Source organism: Dehalococcoidia bacterium (assembly GCA_028711995.1).
Taxonomy (GTDB): Bacteria; Chloroflexota; Dehalococcoidia; order SZUA-161; family SpSt-899; genus JAQTRE01.
In genome coordinates this window covers 17,323-33,898 of the sequence record JAQTRE010000005.1, presented here as the reverse complement: position 1 = coordinate 33,898, position 16,576 = coordinate 17,323, and the positions used below count along the sequence as shown (strand labels likewise).

Genomic DNA, 16,576 nt, shown 5'->3' with positions numbered 1-16,576 from the left:
TGCCGACAAACCACCAGACTCCGGTCTGGTGATGGATAGGCGCCCGAAGGCGCACGGCGATTGGACGAAGGTCAAGAGCCGTGTACCCAAGAAGCCGCCGACTCCTGTCGGCGGAGGTTCACTAGCACGGGATAGCTATCAGCCAAGCGCCTCTACCACAGGTCGACACGTAGGGTGGCTAAAGCGGGGGCAGTACTTGGCTGGTAATGACATTTCCGCATCCGTTCTGAGAAAACCAATACTCTCGAAAGAAGGTTTTGACGAGATGCTAACTCTTACCATCGATGGTCGGGTAGTGAACGCTACCAACGGGCAGAGTGTGCTACAGGTAGCCCGTCAGGCTGGTATCTATGTTCCCTCCCTTTGCGCTCACCCCGATTTAACTCCGCTCGGTACTTGCGGACTGTGCATTGTAGAAATCGAAGGTCTGCCAGACTCAGTGCCCTCGTGCCTTACGCCAGCTGATGAGGGCATGATGGTGAGAACCTGTACTCCCCAAGTGGACCAGTCGAGACGGAACAGCTTAGAATTGATTCTGAGCCGACATCCGCACGCTTGCCTTATCTGCTCCAAAAGAGCTACCGAGCAGTGCAATCCCCATCACCTTGTTGAGCAAGGAGAAACGCTAAGGCCATGTGCCATCTGCCCCAGTGACAAACATTGCGAACTGCAGCGAATAGCAGACTTCATTGGGATTAAGGAAATTAACATTCCTATGAGTTACAGGATTGCCCCTGTTGAGACGGGCCATCCCCTGTTTGACCGAGACCCTAGTCTATGTGTCGTCTGCGGCCGGTGCGTGAAGATCTGCCAGGAGGTTAGGGGCGTCAAAGCTATCGATTTCGTCCATGGGCAAGATGGGACTATTGTGGGCGTCGCACCTGTCTCAGGCAATTCTCTGAAGGATTCAGGTTGTAAATTCTGTGGCGCCTGTGTTGAGGTATGCCCTACGGGGGCGCTGAGGGATAAAGGTGGGCTCGGGGAGGATCGAGAGGCAACCCTAGTTCCTTGCCGTTTTGCCTGCCCTGCAGGGGTGGATATCCCGCGCTACATTCTTTCAATGGCCGAGGGCAGATTTACCGAGGCGACGGCAATCATCAGAGAAAATTTGCCTTTTCCCTCTGTACTTGGGCGTGTCTGCTCTCATCCCTGTGAAATGGTTTGCCGCAGGGGCCAAGTCAACGAGTCTGTAGCTATATGCTCCCTTAAACGGTATGCCGCCGAACATGGTGATCGACTACGGCAACAGAGCAAGCATGCGTTGCCCACAGGCAGACGAGTGGCTATTGTAGGTTCAGGACCATGCGGGCTAACTGCGGCTTACCACTTGGCCAAGCTCGGTCACCAGGTGACTGTTTTCGAAGCGATGCCGGAGCCTGGGGGCATGATGCGGTTAGGGATACCTGCCTATCGCCTGCCGCGGGATGTACTACGGGGCGAAATCGAGGAAATACAGAGAGTTGGCTTTGATATAAAGACAGAAACCAGGATCGACTCTGTGGACACTTTATTTAAGGATGGCTATGAGGCTGTTTTGGTCGCCCCTGGGGCTCATAAAGGTGTCCGGATGGGTATCAAGGGGGAAAATAGCCCAGGCGTGCTGGAGGGCGTATGTTTCCTTAGAGAAGTGGCTCTGGGGAGGGAAGTGAGCTTGGGTAAAAAGGTGGCAGTGGTTGGCGGAGGCAATGTTGCCGTGGATGCCGCCCGTAGCGCCCTACGTCTTGGTGCTGAGCAGGTGAACGTTCTCTACCGGCGCACCAGAGCGGAGATGCCCGCCAGTGCAGAGGAAATTGAGGAAGCGTTGCGTGAAGGCGTGAATATCGATTTTCTTGTGGCTCCAGTAAGCGTGACGTCTACAGAGAGCGGCAGAATCAACTTGATCTGTGTGCGTATGAAACTCGGCAAGAAGTGGGATGCTCAGGGTAGGCGTCGTCCTGAGCCAATTGAGGGCAGTGAATTCAGTCTTGAGTTAGACACAGTTATCGCTGCTATTGGCCAGGAACCTCAAATCCCTGATGGCTTTGGCCTTCCGATCAGGGACAAATTAGTCGAGGCTGACCCCGTTACCTTTGCTACCAGCAGACCAGGTGTTTTTGCTGGGGGTGATGGGGTGATTGGGCCAGCCTCTGTTATCCAAGCTATCGCCGCCGGAAAAGGCGCCGCCAGTTCAATAGACAAATACCTGGGTGGTGACGGAATCGTGGATGTAACTCTCGCCACCACCGCGCCTGACCCTTGGCTAGGGCCGGATTCTGACTTCGCCTCGTGGCCTCGGAGCAGGACTCCATTATTGCCTGTTGAACAGAGATTGGCCAGCTTTGCCGAAGTGGAGCTTGGCTTCGACCAGAAACAGGCAATTCAGGAAGCCAAAAGATGTCTCAGATGTCATCTGAGGCTGCGGATTACGCCAGCTGTGGGGTCAGTGTTGTGAAAGCAGGCACCGTGACCAGGAGGAATGGTAGCCAAAACGGGGCCTTTCAAAGGGTGAGTTTCACCCCGGTCAGTTAATATGAGAGGAGGAACAGAATGGCCAAGAATGTCGGCACAGCGCTAGCAGAATTTGCGGTTAACACCAAGTATGAATCGATTCCCAGAGATGTAGTGGACTTCGCTAAAGGTTTGACACTTAAGACTGTCGCAGGGATGGTAGTAGGGGCAACCAAACCTTCGGGCCGTAAGGTGTCTGATCTCATTAGAACGCGAAACTTACCTCAGCATGCGTCAGTGATGGGGAATGATTTCAAGACTGGTCTTTGGGAAGCTGTCTTTCTGAACGCCTTTTTCGCTCATGCTAGTGAGTTGGAGGACGACAGCATCATGCCAACAGGAGGCTCAGGTTGGGACATAACGGTAATCCCTCTGCTCTTCACCCTTGCTGAGGAAGCGAAGCTCTCTGGAAAAGATCTAATGGAAGCAATCATTGTGGGCCTTGAGGTTCATCATAGAACCTGTATGTTTCCCGGTGAACACGTGGGTTTAGCATTTGTCACCCCTGCTGTGGGGCCGGCCGTGGCGGCAGCTAAAGCTCGTGGCTTGGGCGTTAGGGAAACCGCTAACGCAATTGGACTTTCTACTTCTGGGGTCAATCTGTGGATGTCTAATTTGGGCACCGAAGCCCACTTCCTTGAATCTGCTATGCAAGCTATGCACGGAATGGTGGCTGCTGATTTAGCCAGAGAGGGCCTGACTGGCAACAGTGACACCGGATTATTCCTATCTAGATTGCTTGGAAAAGACAGGGTAGTTCCGGAGAAAATGGTAGAAGACTTGGGACGGCAATGGCTGTTTCAGGAAATTTGGGTCAAAAAGTACCCTAGCTGTCTGATGACTCATCGCCCTATCGATTTAGTGATCGAATTGAGGGCGAAGCACGGTCTGTCCTACGAGCAGATGGAAGCCATCGAAGTATACGTAAGGCCAGAGGACGAAATCTGCAGTCGTCCACAACCCCAGACTGAAAGCGATCTTCAGTTCAGCATCCAACATACCTGTGGATCTGCAATGTTGGATGGGGATGTAGGCCTCGAACACTGCACTGAGAAAGCTATAAATGATCCAAGGCTCCAAGAAGCGCGATCGAAGGTGAAGGTGATAATTCGCCCCGAGTTGGCCGGCAAGGGATTTCTGGTACCGGTTCGCGTAGTTATCAGAACCAAGGATGGCCAACAATTCACAGGCGAAAGGACGTATGCAATTGGATCGCCAAAAGAGCCGCTGGTCATGCAGGAGTTCATGCAACTATACCGCAAATTTACTCGAGGTGTATTACCCAAGTCCGAGATCTCTAAAACCGAGGAATTGATCTTGAATTTGGATAGACTTGGAGTTCGCGATGTCACAGAGTTAGTTAGGAGATTGGCATCAGCGTACAACATTTGAGGGCAAGCGGCGACAAGGCTTATTCCAGTACCGGAAAGAGGAAGGAATTTGAATCTTGGGGAATCTAGTGGCATATTGATCGCAAAGGAACAGCAGGGCATCCGCTGATGTTCTACACGGCAGGAGAGAGCAGATAATGGAACGCCGAAGGGAGGTGAAGATACGAACATTAAGTATCGCAGATACCATAATAAAACCTCAAAGAGTTGGTCAATGCCACTTGTTTGTCATGCTAAAGTGTTCAGTTCAAAAACCGTCCCATTTCGCTGATTACCAACACAATGAGATTGTTCTGATGACTCGTGTCAGAGAGATTCATTAACAGACAAAAGGGTTTACGGCAGCCGATGGATAGGTGAGAAGCTGCAAAGGGTAAGGTGTTTGGTAGGGCGGTATCGAGCACGAAGCCTGATGATCAAAGCGGGAATCATTGGAAAAAGTACTATGTGGTCTAAGGTAACCAGCCAATATAGGTATTCGGTTGCACCTAATCTGGTTGATCGTCAGTTTGATGTAGACTGCCCCGATAATATCTGGGCAATAGAGAGATAGAGAGGAGGAGGAACAAGAAACTATGATTGGCTCAATAATGGTAAAGTCATGGGAATATGTCAAGCAACATCTTACGGCGGTGACGATTGTTGCTATACTTCTAATAATACTCGCGGGCTACGGAGTGAGCTTTGTCAAGACCGATGTCACCGCATTCAGTTTCGCTAACAAGAACAGCGAGGAGGGCAAGAGAATTGACGTCCTCGCCAATTCATTTGGGACCGACGCACTGGTGGTTTTCGTGGTGGCGGACCCAAAGGACCCTCATCCGATGGATACGCTTCTGAGCGAAGCTAATCTGAAGGCTTATGCTTACTGCCAGCAGGAAATATCCAAGATCCCCGAGCTTCTTTATATCACTACCCCGGCCTTCTACATAGGCATGACGTTACAGAATCCCGCCACCCCAAAGGACGTGCCGTTGAAGGACCTAATTCTCGATTCAAAGACCGGCCAGATAAATCCCGCCTTTGCCGGTGCGTTCATAAACTCTCAAGTCGCATATTTTAGCACGACCTTCAAAGGTATGCCGCCTCAGCCTGTTGAGAAACGCGTCGTCAATCACATCAAGGAAATTACCAAGGCCGCAGGCTTCGAGGGAAACGTCAAAGTCACTACGGCTGGACAGCCGGTGTGGTACATTGCCGTAGCCAAGCAAATCAACACTGCGCTGGTCAGATGCATGTCAGTGGCACTCATCCTGATGCTGATCATTCTCGCCATCCTTTTGCGGCTGCGCGGCTCCTTTTTGTGGCGGTGGCTGACACTGGCTGTGGTGCTTGTTGCGGTTCTCTATACGTTTGGAATAGCCGGAGCGCTGGACTTCAAGACCACTTTCGTGTCCATGGCGATGTTCCCCATCCTGCTCGGACTGGGGGTCGATTATGCCATCCAATTCCAGAACCGGTATGAGGAGGAATCGCTGAAAGGGGAGACGGCGGATGAGGGTATTCGGCATACCTTCATGCACGTCGGGCCGCCGATCTTTATCGCCATCATCGTCACCGTGCTGGCCTTTCTCGCCATGAGAATCTCGGGAACGCCGATGATCAGGAGTTTCGGCTCGATGCTCGCCATCGGCATAATCGTCAGTTTCGTTGTGGCCACGCTGCTGTTGATGTCGATTCTGTATCGGCGTGACCGAAACAAGAAGCCGGTGACCGCTGAGGAAGCTGCCAAGACATCCGTAGGTATCCTCGAAAGACAACTAAGGAAAGTCACCCCCCTCCTCAACAAATACGCGGTCATCATCATTCCTGTATTCCTGGCACTTACCATAGCCGGATGGGCAGTGGATCACAGGATTCCGACTACTAACGCAGGAGATTCCTATGTCAACAAGAACACGAAGGATATGAAGGAATACGGCCTTCTGACTACATATTTTGGTGGCACCATCCCGTTCGACATCGTTGTAGAAGCCGATGATGTGACCGATCCCGAGGTGATCAACTATGTAATGGCAAAAGAGGCTGAAATCCTGCAGACTTACTCACCCAAGACTTCTGGCGCAGGCCATGTTGTCCTCAGTTGTACCAGCCTCGGCGACGTTATAAGCGGCTTCGGTACACTACCCGATACCAAAGAGGGGATGAACAATCTCTTGGCCATGCTGCCGGATACGCTGAAGCGCAATTTCATCACTCCCGACCACAAAAAGCTCCATATTCTGGTTATGACGAGCACCATCGAAGCCTCCTCATTGGGGCCCCTTGGGAAAGGATTACGGACAGAAGTCTTCGCCAATCCTCCGGCGTCTGTCGACAAGGTGCTCGTCACCGGGTCCACCATGGACATAGCGGTATTGCTTGACAAGAACCTTAATGATGCTCGGAACAGGATCACCTACGTTGGCATCGGCTTGATCTTTGTAGCCCTCCTAGTCCTGATGAAGTTACGGATTTTCAGGATCATCAGCGCCCTGCTCCCGATCGTCTTGATCTTGGGCTGGTCCAGCGGCATAATGTATCTGCTGGGTCTGAAGATTACCATCTTCATGGCGACCATGCCTGCACAGATTGTGGCTATCGGCACTGAGTTTACACTCCTGATCCTATACCGATACTACGAGGAGCGGGACAAGGGCGAAGGGCCTGACGAGGCCATGTCAATCGCCATGACCAAGATCGGACGGGCTATCCTAGTCTCCGGTTTGACGGTGGCAGGCGGCTTTGCGGCACTGATCACTGCCACCAATCTGCCTATTCTGAGCAACTTCGGCGTCATGACGGTAATCGACGTGCTGCTATGCTTGGTTAGCAGTCTGTTGGTAATGCCGGCGATTGTGCTATGGTTCGACAAAAGATTCCGCAAAGATAAAGATGCCTTCCCATCAAAGGCGTAATCGTCACAGTTGATAGCTTTCGCAACATCAATGTGAAGTGGCCTAATGGAAACGGATACCTGGAAAAGAGTGGTAGACTCAAGGAGAGGTGTTCGGATGACAGGAGAAAGACACACCTATACAACAGAGTTCAAGCGGACAGTGAGGCTGATTACGGAGGAGAGCTTGTAGTACAGCCGAGGTCGCACGGAATCTGAGTATCAATGGGAGAGACGATGTGAGGCCAGTGGAAACGCGAATCTCAGGAAGAGGACGCATTTCCGGGCAAGGGAAGAATGAAGCCGACGGAGATCTTCCTCCGTCGGCTTCGGAGGGAGATCTGGCAATTGAACATGATCTGGGCGCAACCACGCTGTTTATCGAACCAGGGAGTCCGTGGGAAAATGAGTATATCGAATCTTTCAACGCCAAGCTGAGAGATGAGCTGCTGAATCGAGATATGTTTACTACCTTGCGTGAGGCGCAGGTGCAGTCTCTTCCAACACAAGATGAGCCTGAAGGGGTCATAATAATCGTTTCTTTCTTTTTGCTACTTTTTCTTTCTTTGTGAACAGTGTGGATAGGTGGATAAACCGATGAGCCCCCGATTCAGAGTCCCCGTCCGTCAGATCTGGCTATTCTCTCAAAGAGATCGGACCGTGCTTTCACCATCCTTTTGGCGAATTCATTATCGCTCATTCGACCCGCAATAGCATCAAGCCTGGCGAAGGTTACTCCCCCAACCAGATATTCTTGTGCCCCAGGCAACGATTTCAGCTTCTCATAAGGAGTCATCACCTCCTCCAAAGGGTACGTCTTTTTGACCTTGCCTCTGGGATCAACCACGGTCACCGGGAAGAAGCAAGGCCGGTGGAAATTGATGTAGGGATTCAGAAACTCTGCATGGTAGGCATTGAATTGCTGGGCATATCGCTGCGGGATATGCGCATATCCCAGATGTTTGCGGATCACGGCGCCATTCTTGGATTCTACCAGGCCGTTGTCATTGCTATGTCTGGGCCTGGACCGGGTAAAGCGGACCAGCAATCTGTTTAACATCGCGCCTACCTCATAGTTGACGAACTCCGATCCGTTATCGGAATGGAATCCCCGGATGACAAAGGGAAACTCCGAGAGCATGGCCGCAAGGATAGATACCAGATAAGCCTCCGATATCCGCTCTACCGAAGCCACTGACGTCGGGTGGCAATAGTGGACTGCGATAATATTAGTCAGACCACTTTCAGGTGGGGTCTGACTCCATAGTGGACCGGCTCAGTGCCTTCTTGGTGATCTGTCGACTTGACCTGAGGGTGGCCACGAGAAGTACCCAACCCGGCGAGCAGTGACCTTATAGGAGCATGGCTAAATAAGCCTCGTCGCAGTCCTGTCCGTTCGCCTGGCTTGAGGGTACCAGTCTAATGAAGGAGGACAGACTGTGATTTCTCAAAGTGGCGTTCCTGTTTCTGGAATCATTGTTGGCGTTGACACCCACAAGGACGAGCATGTGGCGGTAGCCATCACCAAACTTGGCGCTCGGATTGGTCAGCGCAACGTGCCAACAACCATGGTGGGATACATGAGCCTGGAGGGCTGGGCGAATAGTCTAGGGGAGATAGACGCTTTCGGCATCGAAGGCACCGGCTCCTACGGGGCCGGCCTGTCTCGTTTTCTGAGCGATAGAGGGCACAGGATCATAGAGGTAAATCGGCCGGACCGATCCACCCGCCGCAGGATCGGAAAGAGTGATCCCACTGATGCTGAAATGGCTGCCAGAGCTGTGCTCGCTGGAGTGGCCCGGGAAGAGCCAAAATCCGGTGTCGACACGGTGGAGATGATTCGGATGATCAAGAGCGCCAAAGACTCGGCAATGAAGGCTCGCACCCAGTCGATCAATCAAATGAAGGCGCTGGTGTTTACTTCCCCGGTTGAACTTCGATCTGCACTGAGGGATCTCACCGCTAGTCAACTGATAGCCCGTTGTGCGAGGTGGCGTCCTGGGAAACTGCTGACGGTGCCGTCAGCGGCTAAATACACTTTGTGGTCATTGGCCCGGCGTCACATCCAGCTTACCCGGGAGATAGAAGCTCTCGATGTCCATCTGGCGAGGCTTACGGCAGTGTTTGCCCCGGGACTGACGCAATCCTTTGGCATTGGACCTGACACTGCTGCCGCGCTCCTGATCACCGCGGGAAGTAACCCTGAGCGACTCAAATCTGAGGCATCTTTTGCCGCCTTGTGTGGGGTGAATCCGATACCTGCTTCATCAGGCAAAACTAATCGGCACCGCCTTAATCGTGGTGGCGACCGCCGAGCGAATGCCGCCATCCATCGAATAGTCATTGTAAGGCTCCGCTATGACGAGAGAACCAAGGCATATTTGAAACGGCGCACCGAGGAAGGGAAGACGAAAACGGAAGTCATCCGCTGCTTGAAACGCTACGTTTCTCGCGAAGTATTTGCTATTCTCCATGGCCTGATCAAACCGAATATCGTTCAATGTGTTTGACATCTATAGGAGCATCACCAAACCATTCATGCCGCCAGTTGTCCGGCATAAAGACTTTGTTCATAGGCAATCGGGGACATATACCCCAGCCTTGCCTGCCGACGCTGCCGATTATAGAAGACCTCGATATATTCGGTAATGTCCCGAATCGCCTCCTGCCTGGTTCGATAATAACAGTGGTTAATCAGCTCCTGCTTGAGCGTTCCCCAGAAGCTCTCCATGGGCGCATTGTCATAGCAGTTCCCTTTCCGGCTCATCGATGCCCTCATTCCAAACCGTTCGAGTAACTCCCGTTATTCATAAGAACAATACTGACTTCCCCGATCGGAGTGGTGAAGCAGTCCCTTTGCCGGTCGTTTCGCTGCCACTGCCCGGAACAGGGATTGACTCACCAGACTCTTCGTCAGCCGTTCGCCCATGGCATATCCAACGATCTCACCGGTGCAAAGATCCTTGTGGCCGGCCAGATACAGCCATCCTTCCCCTGTCGGGATATAGGTGATATCGCTCACCCATGCGGTATTAGGTTTAGATACTTTAAACCGCTGATTCAGTAAGTTCTCTGCTACCGGTAGGGCATGCTTTGAGTCAGTGGTGGTCTTGAACTTCTTCGTCTGTTTACAGCGTATGCCCAGCTTCTTCCGGAGGCGTTTGATCCGGCATACCCCGACATGGACGCCGTGTTCATCCAGATCGCACTGCAACCGATCAGGACCGCAGGTCTGACGCGTCCGCTTGTGCGCTGCCTTAATCCTCAAGTTCCAGTCGCGCATTCTCCCGAGATCGCTTCGACGTCGGTCTCTCCAACCAGGCGTAGTAGCCTGCCGATACATCATAAATGCGGCACATCATCGGTATCGGGTATTGAAGCCGCATCTCATTTACCATCGCGTACCGGGCAGCGACTCCTTCGCAAAGTACACGGCTGCTTTTTTTAGCAGGTCCCGCTCCATCCGGGTCTCAACCAGCTCCCGCTTTGTTCGAGCCAGTTCCATCTCTATTTCGGTCAAAGGCCTCTGTGTCTTGCCCACCTCTCCCAGTTTGCCTGCCTTATAACCTTTTAACCAGTTCCCCAATGTCGACGGCGGCAATAACAAGCTCCGCGCAGCCTTCGGCAATGACAGATTCCCTTCCGTTACCAGCTTCACCGCTTCTTCTCGAAACTCCTTCGTGTACCTCCCCTGTGGAATCCCTTTCATCTGAACACCTCTCCTTGAGTTTATCACTCTTTTCCAGGTGTCCATTTCTATTAGACCACTTCATAACCATCCGATCCGAGTAAGTTCTGATCAAGTGGCCAAAAGTGTCTTCAGGCTATTTGCGCCCTCTGAAATCGAGTTTCAGAAGCTCAATTTGGTTCGTTTTCCTTCTTCCCCCCATCTTTCTGAGGGGGAATTCTGTGCTTTTGAGCAGACTACGCCCGTATCATCAGTAGATACTTGCGAACCAAATACAAGTTGCCTAGGGCATCCGCTGACACCTGTTGACGAAGACTGGAATCATGAGCAGCATCGGACACGGGCAAAAGGAGAACATGTCTTCCAAGTGGTCAAGCATCTGTGGGGTTATCGGAAAGTGAGATACGAGGTCAATCCTTACAAAATGATTACAAGGAGTGCTTTTCTAATTGCACGCTTCTTCGATGTGTGCTAAAAAAGGGTGATCAATAGAGATATCGAAGAACGTGATCGTTTGGGAAGGGTTCCTCTATGTTTCATGGCTATGGCAAACGTCAGACAGGTGAGCGAAAACAAGTACATGGCAGTAGATGCTGTCTGGGGTTTGTAGTCGGAAAGGGAGGATAACGTTCTTGGGCAACATCGGTAATGATCTTAAGAAGGGCGCTGGGTATGGTGCTTTCTGCAGTGAGTACATGGAGTCGGACTGCAGGAGAAGATCATAAACCAAACAGGGTGAAGATTTTACTGACGGCTAACTGCTTCCTGGTGGTCAAGTGCCGAGAGGCAGATGAACGTCTGATAGAGGCCTTACAGTATGCAAGGAGTGTGATAATACCAGACCAGTCAGAAGTGGAAAGTGAAAGATGAAACGCCCAGAGGGTAATTGTGCGCGGCTTGGGCAAATAAAGAATGGCCACTAACGTTATTTCCTCGAAATAATGGGGGCAGACACGATTCCTTTCGAGGGAATATGATCAGTTGGTACTATTGAAGTCCCCGTTAAGGTCGAGGGAGAAGAAATAGGATAATGCAACACCTCGTGAGTGATACAGCAAATCGACGCGATCAGGCACTGAGTTCTTACCGTGTCCTGGACTTGACCGATGAGAAGGGCTATCTTTGTGGCCGAATTCTGGGTGATCTGGGCGCTGATGTCATCAAGATAGAATCGCCTCAAGGAGACCCGGGCCGCAATATCGGCCCCTTCTATAAAGATATGGATGATCCCGAGAAAAGCCTTCTATGGTTCGCTTATAACTACAATAAACGAGGGATCACGCTCGACATCACCAAAGATGCCGGAAAGGAAATACTCAAGAAATTAGTAAGACGTGCTGACTTTCTTATAGAATCTTTCCCTCCGGGATTTCTCGATGGCCTGGGACTGGGTTATGAGGACTTGCGCCAAGTGAATGAGCGACTCATACATACTTCCATCACCCCATTTGGGCAAGATGGCCCTTATCGAGATTACAAAGGTCCTGATTTGATCGGAATGGCGTTGGGAGGTTATCTATACCTCACGGGCGATATAGATCGCCCCCCGGTTCGGATTTCGGCGCCTCAAGCTTACCTTCACGCTTCAACGGATGCTGCCGTGGGTACGCTTATGGCGCACTATCACGCAGTATCAACGGGTGAGGGCCAGCACGTGGATGTCTCGATGCAGCAGAGCGTGGTTTTGCTGCTCATGATGGCCCGTCCCTATTGGGAATTGACGGGGACCTACCTGAAGCGAACTGGCTCATTTCGTAGCGGCATCGGTTCGGGTGCTCTTCAACCCCAGACTTGGCCCTGCAAGGATGGCTGTGTAAGTTATGCGGTCTTTGGAGGCCCTCAGTTTGCTCCCTTTAATCGAGCTATGGTGAAGTGGCTGGAAATGGAGGGGCTGGCTGATGAGTTCATAACATCGATAGACTGGGATACCGTTGACATGATGACATTGGACAAGGGATTCCACGATGCCGTCTCTGAACGGATTTCCAAACTGTTCCTGTCTCACACGAAGGACGAGCTTTATCAGGGAGCCATAGCGCATGGCCTGATGCTCTACCCTGGTAATAGCATAGAAGATTTGTTAGCAAGCCCTCAGCTTCAGTCGCGGGGTTTCTGGGTGGAAGTTGAACACCCAGAGCTGTCAGACAAGATTACCTACCCGGGCAGTTTTGCCCATATTTCGGACACACCATGTCTCATACGATTCCGGGCACCTTGCATCGGTGAGCACAACGAGACTATTTATGGCCAAGAATTGGGAATGTTGCCCCATGAACGCATTGATTTGAAAATGGAAGGTGTCATTTGAATCAGAGCAGAGGAAGGGAGGCGCTTGAGGGGCTCAAGGTGGTCGATTTCGGATGGTTCGTCGCTGGCCCGATGATGACAAAATTCCTCGCCGATAACGGAGCCACCGTGGTTCTTGTTGAAGGCGGCTTGAGTAAAGTTCAAGCCTTGAGAACAGGCTCTCCATTTAAGGACAAAAAACCAGGGGTCAATCGCAGTGGTTATTTCGCAATGTACGCTAGTGGCAAGTACAGTATCACGCTTAACTTGAGCCATCCCAGAGGATTGGATATAGCCATGAGACTGGTAGCCTGGGCCGATGTAGTGGCGGAAAGCTTTAGACCCGGAGTAATGAAAGAACTAGGCTTGGATTACGATAGACTGAAGACCGTAAACCCGAGCGTCATCATGGTGAGCTCCACCAATCAGGGACAGACTGGCCCACAAGCGAGACAACCGGGTGTGGGCACCCAACTGGTGTCTCTGGCTGGCTTCACTGAAATAACGGGCTGGCCAGATCGGGTGCCGGCTCAACCCTTCGGGGCATATACCGATGTCATTGCTCCTCGCTTTGGCGTGGTAGCAATCTTGGCGGCTTTGGACTATCGTCGTCGCACGGGCAAAGGACAATATATAGACCTCTCTCAGTATGAGGCGGGAATACAGTTTCTGGCACCGGCAGCCTTGGATTATTCTGTGAATGGCCGGGTTTTGAAAAGAGCAGGCAATGAGTGCCCTTACGCTTGTCCTCATAATGTTTACCCCTGTGTTGGAGAAGACCGATGGTGCGCTATCGCGGTATTCTCAGACCAGGAATGGCAGGAATTGTGCCGGTTAATGGAGCGCCCCGAGTTGGGGCAAGATCCTAAGTTTTCCACACTTGGCAGCAGGAAGCAGAGTGAAGAATACTTGGATCAGATTATTGGATCATGGACCAGAAGTCATCGTGCTGAGGAACTGATGGATAAGCTCCAGTCTGCGGGTATAGCTGCGGGGGTGGTCAGTAACGGTCGAGATCTACGAGAAGATAGTCAGCTCAAATATCGGCACCATTTCTGGGTCATCGATCATCCCGAGATGGGGCCACACTCATATGACGGACCTCCTTATCTACTCTCAAAGACACCTGCTTCTGTCAAAAGGTCAGCTCCCTGTTTGGGTGAGCATAATGAATTCGTTTGTCGGGAGTTTTTGGAAATGTCTGATGAGGAGTTTCTCGATCTGATAGAAACAGGCGTTTTCGATTGAGCACTGCGGGGAGGACATTCTGGCAAGATAGCTTCAACTGTCTCGATCCCCGAAGCAGCAGAAGCAGTTAATATCGCAGTGGTAGCAGCAGGAGGATTCTGCGATGGTAAAGGCCTAGCCGCAGCCTTCCCTGAATGGATTGACATGGGGATAAGATTCGCAATTACTCAGGAGAGACCGATGCCGGTGGAAATCAAGAAGAGATACATAGAAGCAAAATCTGAAGATGCCGTGACGAGTACCGATTGAGATGGGTTGATGTCTAGCAGGGAGAAAACCCTATCATGCGTGGCGGTGGACGCATCCGTGGAATATATAATACCTGATTTTCTGAGCGCCAAGAAGGCGTGTAACGCCAGTTTTAAGGACATGATAGAAACTGCCAAGGCTGTTAGACGCATAAATGCGTCTCTGTTCAAGTACCTTGATGGGATGGTACCATCTCGCAAGACGTTCGCTGGACATGACCTAGAAATCCGGCCGAAAACCCCGGAAGCCCAGGAAATTAGCTCACGGGCCAGATACGATTTTCAGCCCAAGAACTCTTCAAAACAGACTTTTCGGCCGCGTCTCTAGCGCGTGCTTTTTACCCTGCCGGTCAAGGTAATAGGGTGATTCGTGAATATTCCAACCTGTGCCGAGGTCATCCAGCAGACGAACGCTGAGGCTGAACAGATTCTCAGAACTCTAAATGACAGGTTTGTATCTTGATAGTTGGCCTTTACGGGGCCCTGAGGAGAGTGACCGTATGACTGAGAGAGTGTTGATTGATGGTAACGAAGCCATTTGTCGTGGTGCTTTGGCTGCTGGCTGTCGCTATTACTTTGGCTATCCTATTACCCCCCAGAATGAGATCCCCGAATTCATGTCTCGCGAGCTCCGTAAGATAGGAGGCGTTTTCGTACAGACTGAAGACGAGCTGTCTGCCATCAATATGCTTTATGGGGCGGCCGCCGCTGGTGCCCGGGCCATGACCTCCACCTCGAGCGTGGGGATCAGCTTGATGCAAGAGACTATGTCACACATGTCGACTACAGAGACACCCGCGGTGGTAGTTGATGTAGCGAGGTTGGGTCCCGGCCAGGGCACTATTCAGACCGGCCAGACTGACTACCTTCAGGCCACCAAGGCAGGGGGCCACGGCGGGTACCATGTCATCGTACTAGCGCCAGCTTCCCCTCAGGACTGCTTCGACTATATCCAACTAGCTTTCTACCTGGCTGACAAATACAGAATGGAGACGCTGGTGCTCTCCGACTTTACTATAGGCCGCATGGCCGAGCCTGTGGAACTCACACCTCTGGAATTTCGTCCCCTGCCAGAGAAGGATTGGGCATTGAGAGGTACTGCAGCCAAAGGAGGCAAGCGCAATATCATCTCCAGCGGCCATCGCCTCACGTTTGAAATATATGGCATGGGTATTCCAGAGATATTCAGTCATTTTCAGGCCAAATATGACAACGTAGCTAAAGCCGAAACCAGGTATATCACCTACTTGGCGGAAGATGCCCAGTTGCTGTTGGTAGCCTATGGCTCCTCCGCCAGGATAGCTGAGGGGGCTGTAAATATGGCTAGGGCCGAAGGCATAAGAGTGGGCCTACTGAGGCCGATAACGCTGTGGCCCTTCCCCAAACAGGCCTTGCGAGAACAGGCCTTGAGGGCAGGAAACGTGCTGGTTGTTGAAGACAGCCAGGGTCAGCTGGTGGAAGACGTGCAATGTATTGTGCAAGGCCAGGTGCCAGTGCACCTGTTGGGAATTTGGGGCCGCCATGACTCCTCACCATCGGGTATGATCCACCCTGAAAGAGTATTACAGGAGGTCAAGAGCCTACTATGAGCCAGGTGAAAGATAAAATCGTAGGTAGACCCAGATTGATGACCCAGGCCCGCTGCTCCTACTGTGCGGGCTGTCACTATGGAATTGTGACCAGGCTTGTCGCCGAGGTTATGGAAGAACTCGATGTGGGTGGCCGAGCCGTGGGCGTGGTAGGTCCCAGTTGCAGCGCCGGTCTCCAGTGGCAGCTAAATATAGATTGGATGTCAGCGGCCCATGGAAGGGGTGCTCCAACAGCTACGGGCATTAAGCGGGTGCATCCCGATGCCGTGGTATTTACCGTTCAAGGAGACGGTGACCTGGGAGCCATTGGCTTGGGCAACACTTTACACGCCATGTTGCGGGGTGAGAAACTGACTACCATTTTCCTGAACAACGCATGCTACGGTCAAACCGGTGGGCAGATGGCACCCACTACCCTGATAGGTATGAACAGCACAACTACCACGGACGGTCGCCAGGCCAGCCGGGAGGGTTATCCCATTCATGTAGCAGAGTTGGCTGCCTGGATGAGGGGAGTAGTCTACTCAGCACGCTGGACAGTACATACCCCGGCCAATTACCGGCGAGCCAAACAAGCAGTGAAGATTGCGCTGCAAAAACAACTTGACGGCGTAGGCTTTAGCCTGGTGGAACTACTCTGCGCTTGTCCCACTAACTGGGCGCTCTCAGCGGTTGATTGTCTCAAATATATTGATGAGAAGATGATCGCCGAATATCCGTTGGGCGAGTTCAAGAACGTAGACAAGATAGAGTGAGGAGAAATT

The 16,576-nt window shown here is 51.9% G+C and carries 14 protein-coding genes and 1 pseudogene; 11 read left to right on the top strand and 4 right to left on the bottom strand.

The genetic code is table 11. The features are described from left to right. Nucleotides 1-31: 31 nt before the first annotated feature. The 4 genes and pseudogenes from PHV74_01875 (at nt 32) to PHV74_01860 (ending at nt 7,244) form a co-directional block, all read left to right on the top strand. The gene (locus tag PHV74_01875) at nt 32-2,431 is read left to right on the top strand and encodes an FAD-dependent oxidoreductase (GenBank protein MDD5093115.1); all 2,400 of its coding nucleotides are present in this window, start codon (nt 32-34) and stop codon (nt 2,429-2,431) included. Between the two features lie 95 nt (nt 2,432-2,526). After that, nucleotides 2,527-3,879, top strand: coding sequence for an MmgE/PrpD family protein (locus tag PHV74_01870; protein MDD5093114.1), 1,353 nt, complete (start codon nt 2,527-2,529; stop codon nt 3,877-3,879). Nucleotides 3,880-4,453: 574 nt separating this feature from the next. Further along, entirely contained in the window at nt 4,454-6,775 is a 2,322-nt protein-coding gene (locus PHV74_01865) for an MMPL family transporter (protein MDD5093113.1), read from the top strand. A gap of 337 nt (nt 6,776-7,112) precedes the next feature. After that, nucleotides 7,113-7,244: pseudogene (locus PHV74_01860) on the top strand (integrase core domain-containing protein). Between the two features lie 119 nt (nt 7,245-7,363). Here the strand turns inward: PHV74_01860 and PHV74_01855 are convergent. Then, nucleotides 7,364-7,948, bottom strand: a complete 585-nt coding sequence (locus tag PHV74_01855; GenBank protein MDD5093112.1) for a hypothetical protein — start codon at nt 7,946-7,948, stop codon at nt 7,364-7,366. 244 nt (nt 7,949-8,192) lie between these two features. On the opposite strand from PHV74_01855, the gene PHV74_01850 reads away from it, so the two are divergent. After that, nucleotides 8,193-9,263: an IS110 family transposase gene (locus tag PHV74_01850; protein MDD5093111.1), complete on the top strand. Its 1,071-nt coding sequence runs from the start codon at nt 8,193-8,195 to the stop codon at nt 9,261-9,263. Between the two features lie 26 nt (nt 9,264-9,289). Here PHV74_01850 and PHV74_01845 read toward each other — a convergent pair whose 3' ends face one another. From PHV74_01845 to PHV74_01835, 3 genes are read right to left on the bottom strand one after another with little or no spacing between them, the layout of a single operon-like run. Continuing rightward, a complete protein-coding gene (locus PHV74_01845) occupies nt 9,290-9,532 on the bottom strand; it encodes an IS3 family transposase (GenBank protein MDD5093110.1) in 243 nt (80 codons plus the stop codon). Between the two features lie 24 nt (nt 9,533-9,556). After that, entirely contained in the window at nt 9,557-10,099 is a 543-nt protein-coding gene (locus PHV74_01840; GenBank protein ID MDD5093109.1) for an IS3 family transposase, read from the bottom strand. A gap of 45 nt (nt 10,100-10,144) precedes the next feature. Then, nucleotides 10,145-10,462 carry a transposase gene (locus PHV74_01835; protein MDD5093108.1) on the bottom strand — a complete coding sequence of 106 codons (318 nt, stop codon included), beginning with the start codon at nt 10,460-10,462 and terminating at the stop codon, nt 10,145-10,147. A gap of 1,021 nt (nt 10,463-11,483) precedes the next feature. On the opposite strand from PHV74_01835, the gene PHV74_01830 reads away from it, so the two are divergent. The 6 genes from PHV74_01830 (at nt 11,484) to PHV74_01805 (ending at nt 16,567) form a co-directional block, all read left to right on the top strand. Next, a complete protein-coding gene (locus PHV74_01830; GenBank protein MDD5093107.1) occupies nt 11,484-12,749 on the top strand; it encodes a CoA transferase in 1,266 nt (421 codons plus the stop codon). Further along, on the top strand, nt 12,746-13,975 hold the full coding sequence (locus PHV74_01825) for a CoA transferase (GenBank protein MDD5093106.1): 1,230 nt from the start codon (nt 12,746-12,748) through the stop codon (nt 13,973-13,975). Before PHV74_01830 ends, PHV74_01825 begins: the two co-directional genes overlap by 4 nt. A gap of 3 nt (nt 13,976-13,978) precedes the next feature. Continuing rightward, a complete protein-coding gene (locus PHV74_01820) occupies nt 13,979-14,224 on the top strand; it encodes a nitronate monooxygenase (protein ID MDD5093105.1) in 246 nt (81 codons plus the stop codon). Nucleotides 14,225-14,233: 9 nt separating this feature from the next. After that, nucleotides 14,234-14,551 carry a hypothetical protein gene (locus PHV74_01815; GenBank protein MDD5093104.1) on the top strand — a complete coding sequence of 106 codons (318 nt, stop codon included), beginning with the start codon at nt 14,234-14,236 and terminating at the stop codon, nt 14,549-14,551. 172 nt (nt 14,552-14,723) lie between these two features. Beyond that, nucleotides 14,724-15,812, top strand: coding sequence for a 3-methyl-2-oxobutanoate dehydrogenase subunit VorB (vorB, locus tag PHV74_01810; protein ID MDD5093103.1), 1,089 nt, complete (start codon nt 14,724-14,726; stop codon nt 15,810-15,812). After that, nucleotides 15,809-16,567: a thiamine pyrophosphate-dependent enzyme gene (locus PHV74_01805; GenBank protein MDD5093102.1), complete on the top strand. Its 759-nt coding sequence runs from the start codon at nt 15,809-15,811 to the stop codon at nt 16,565-16,567. The genes vorB and PHV74_01805 overlap by 4 nt, the downstream gene beginning before the upstream one ends. Nucleotides 16,568-16,576: the final 9 nt, after the last annotated feature.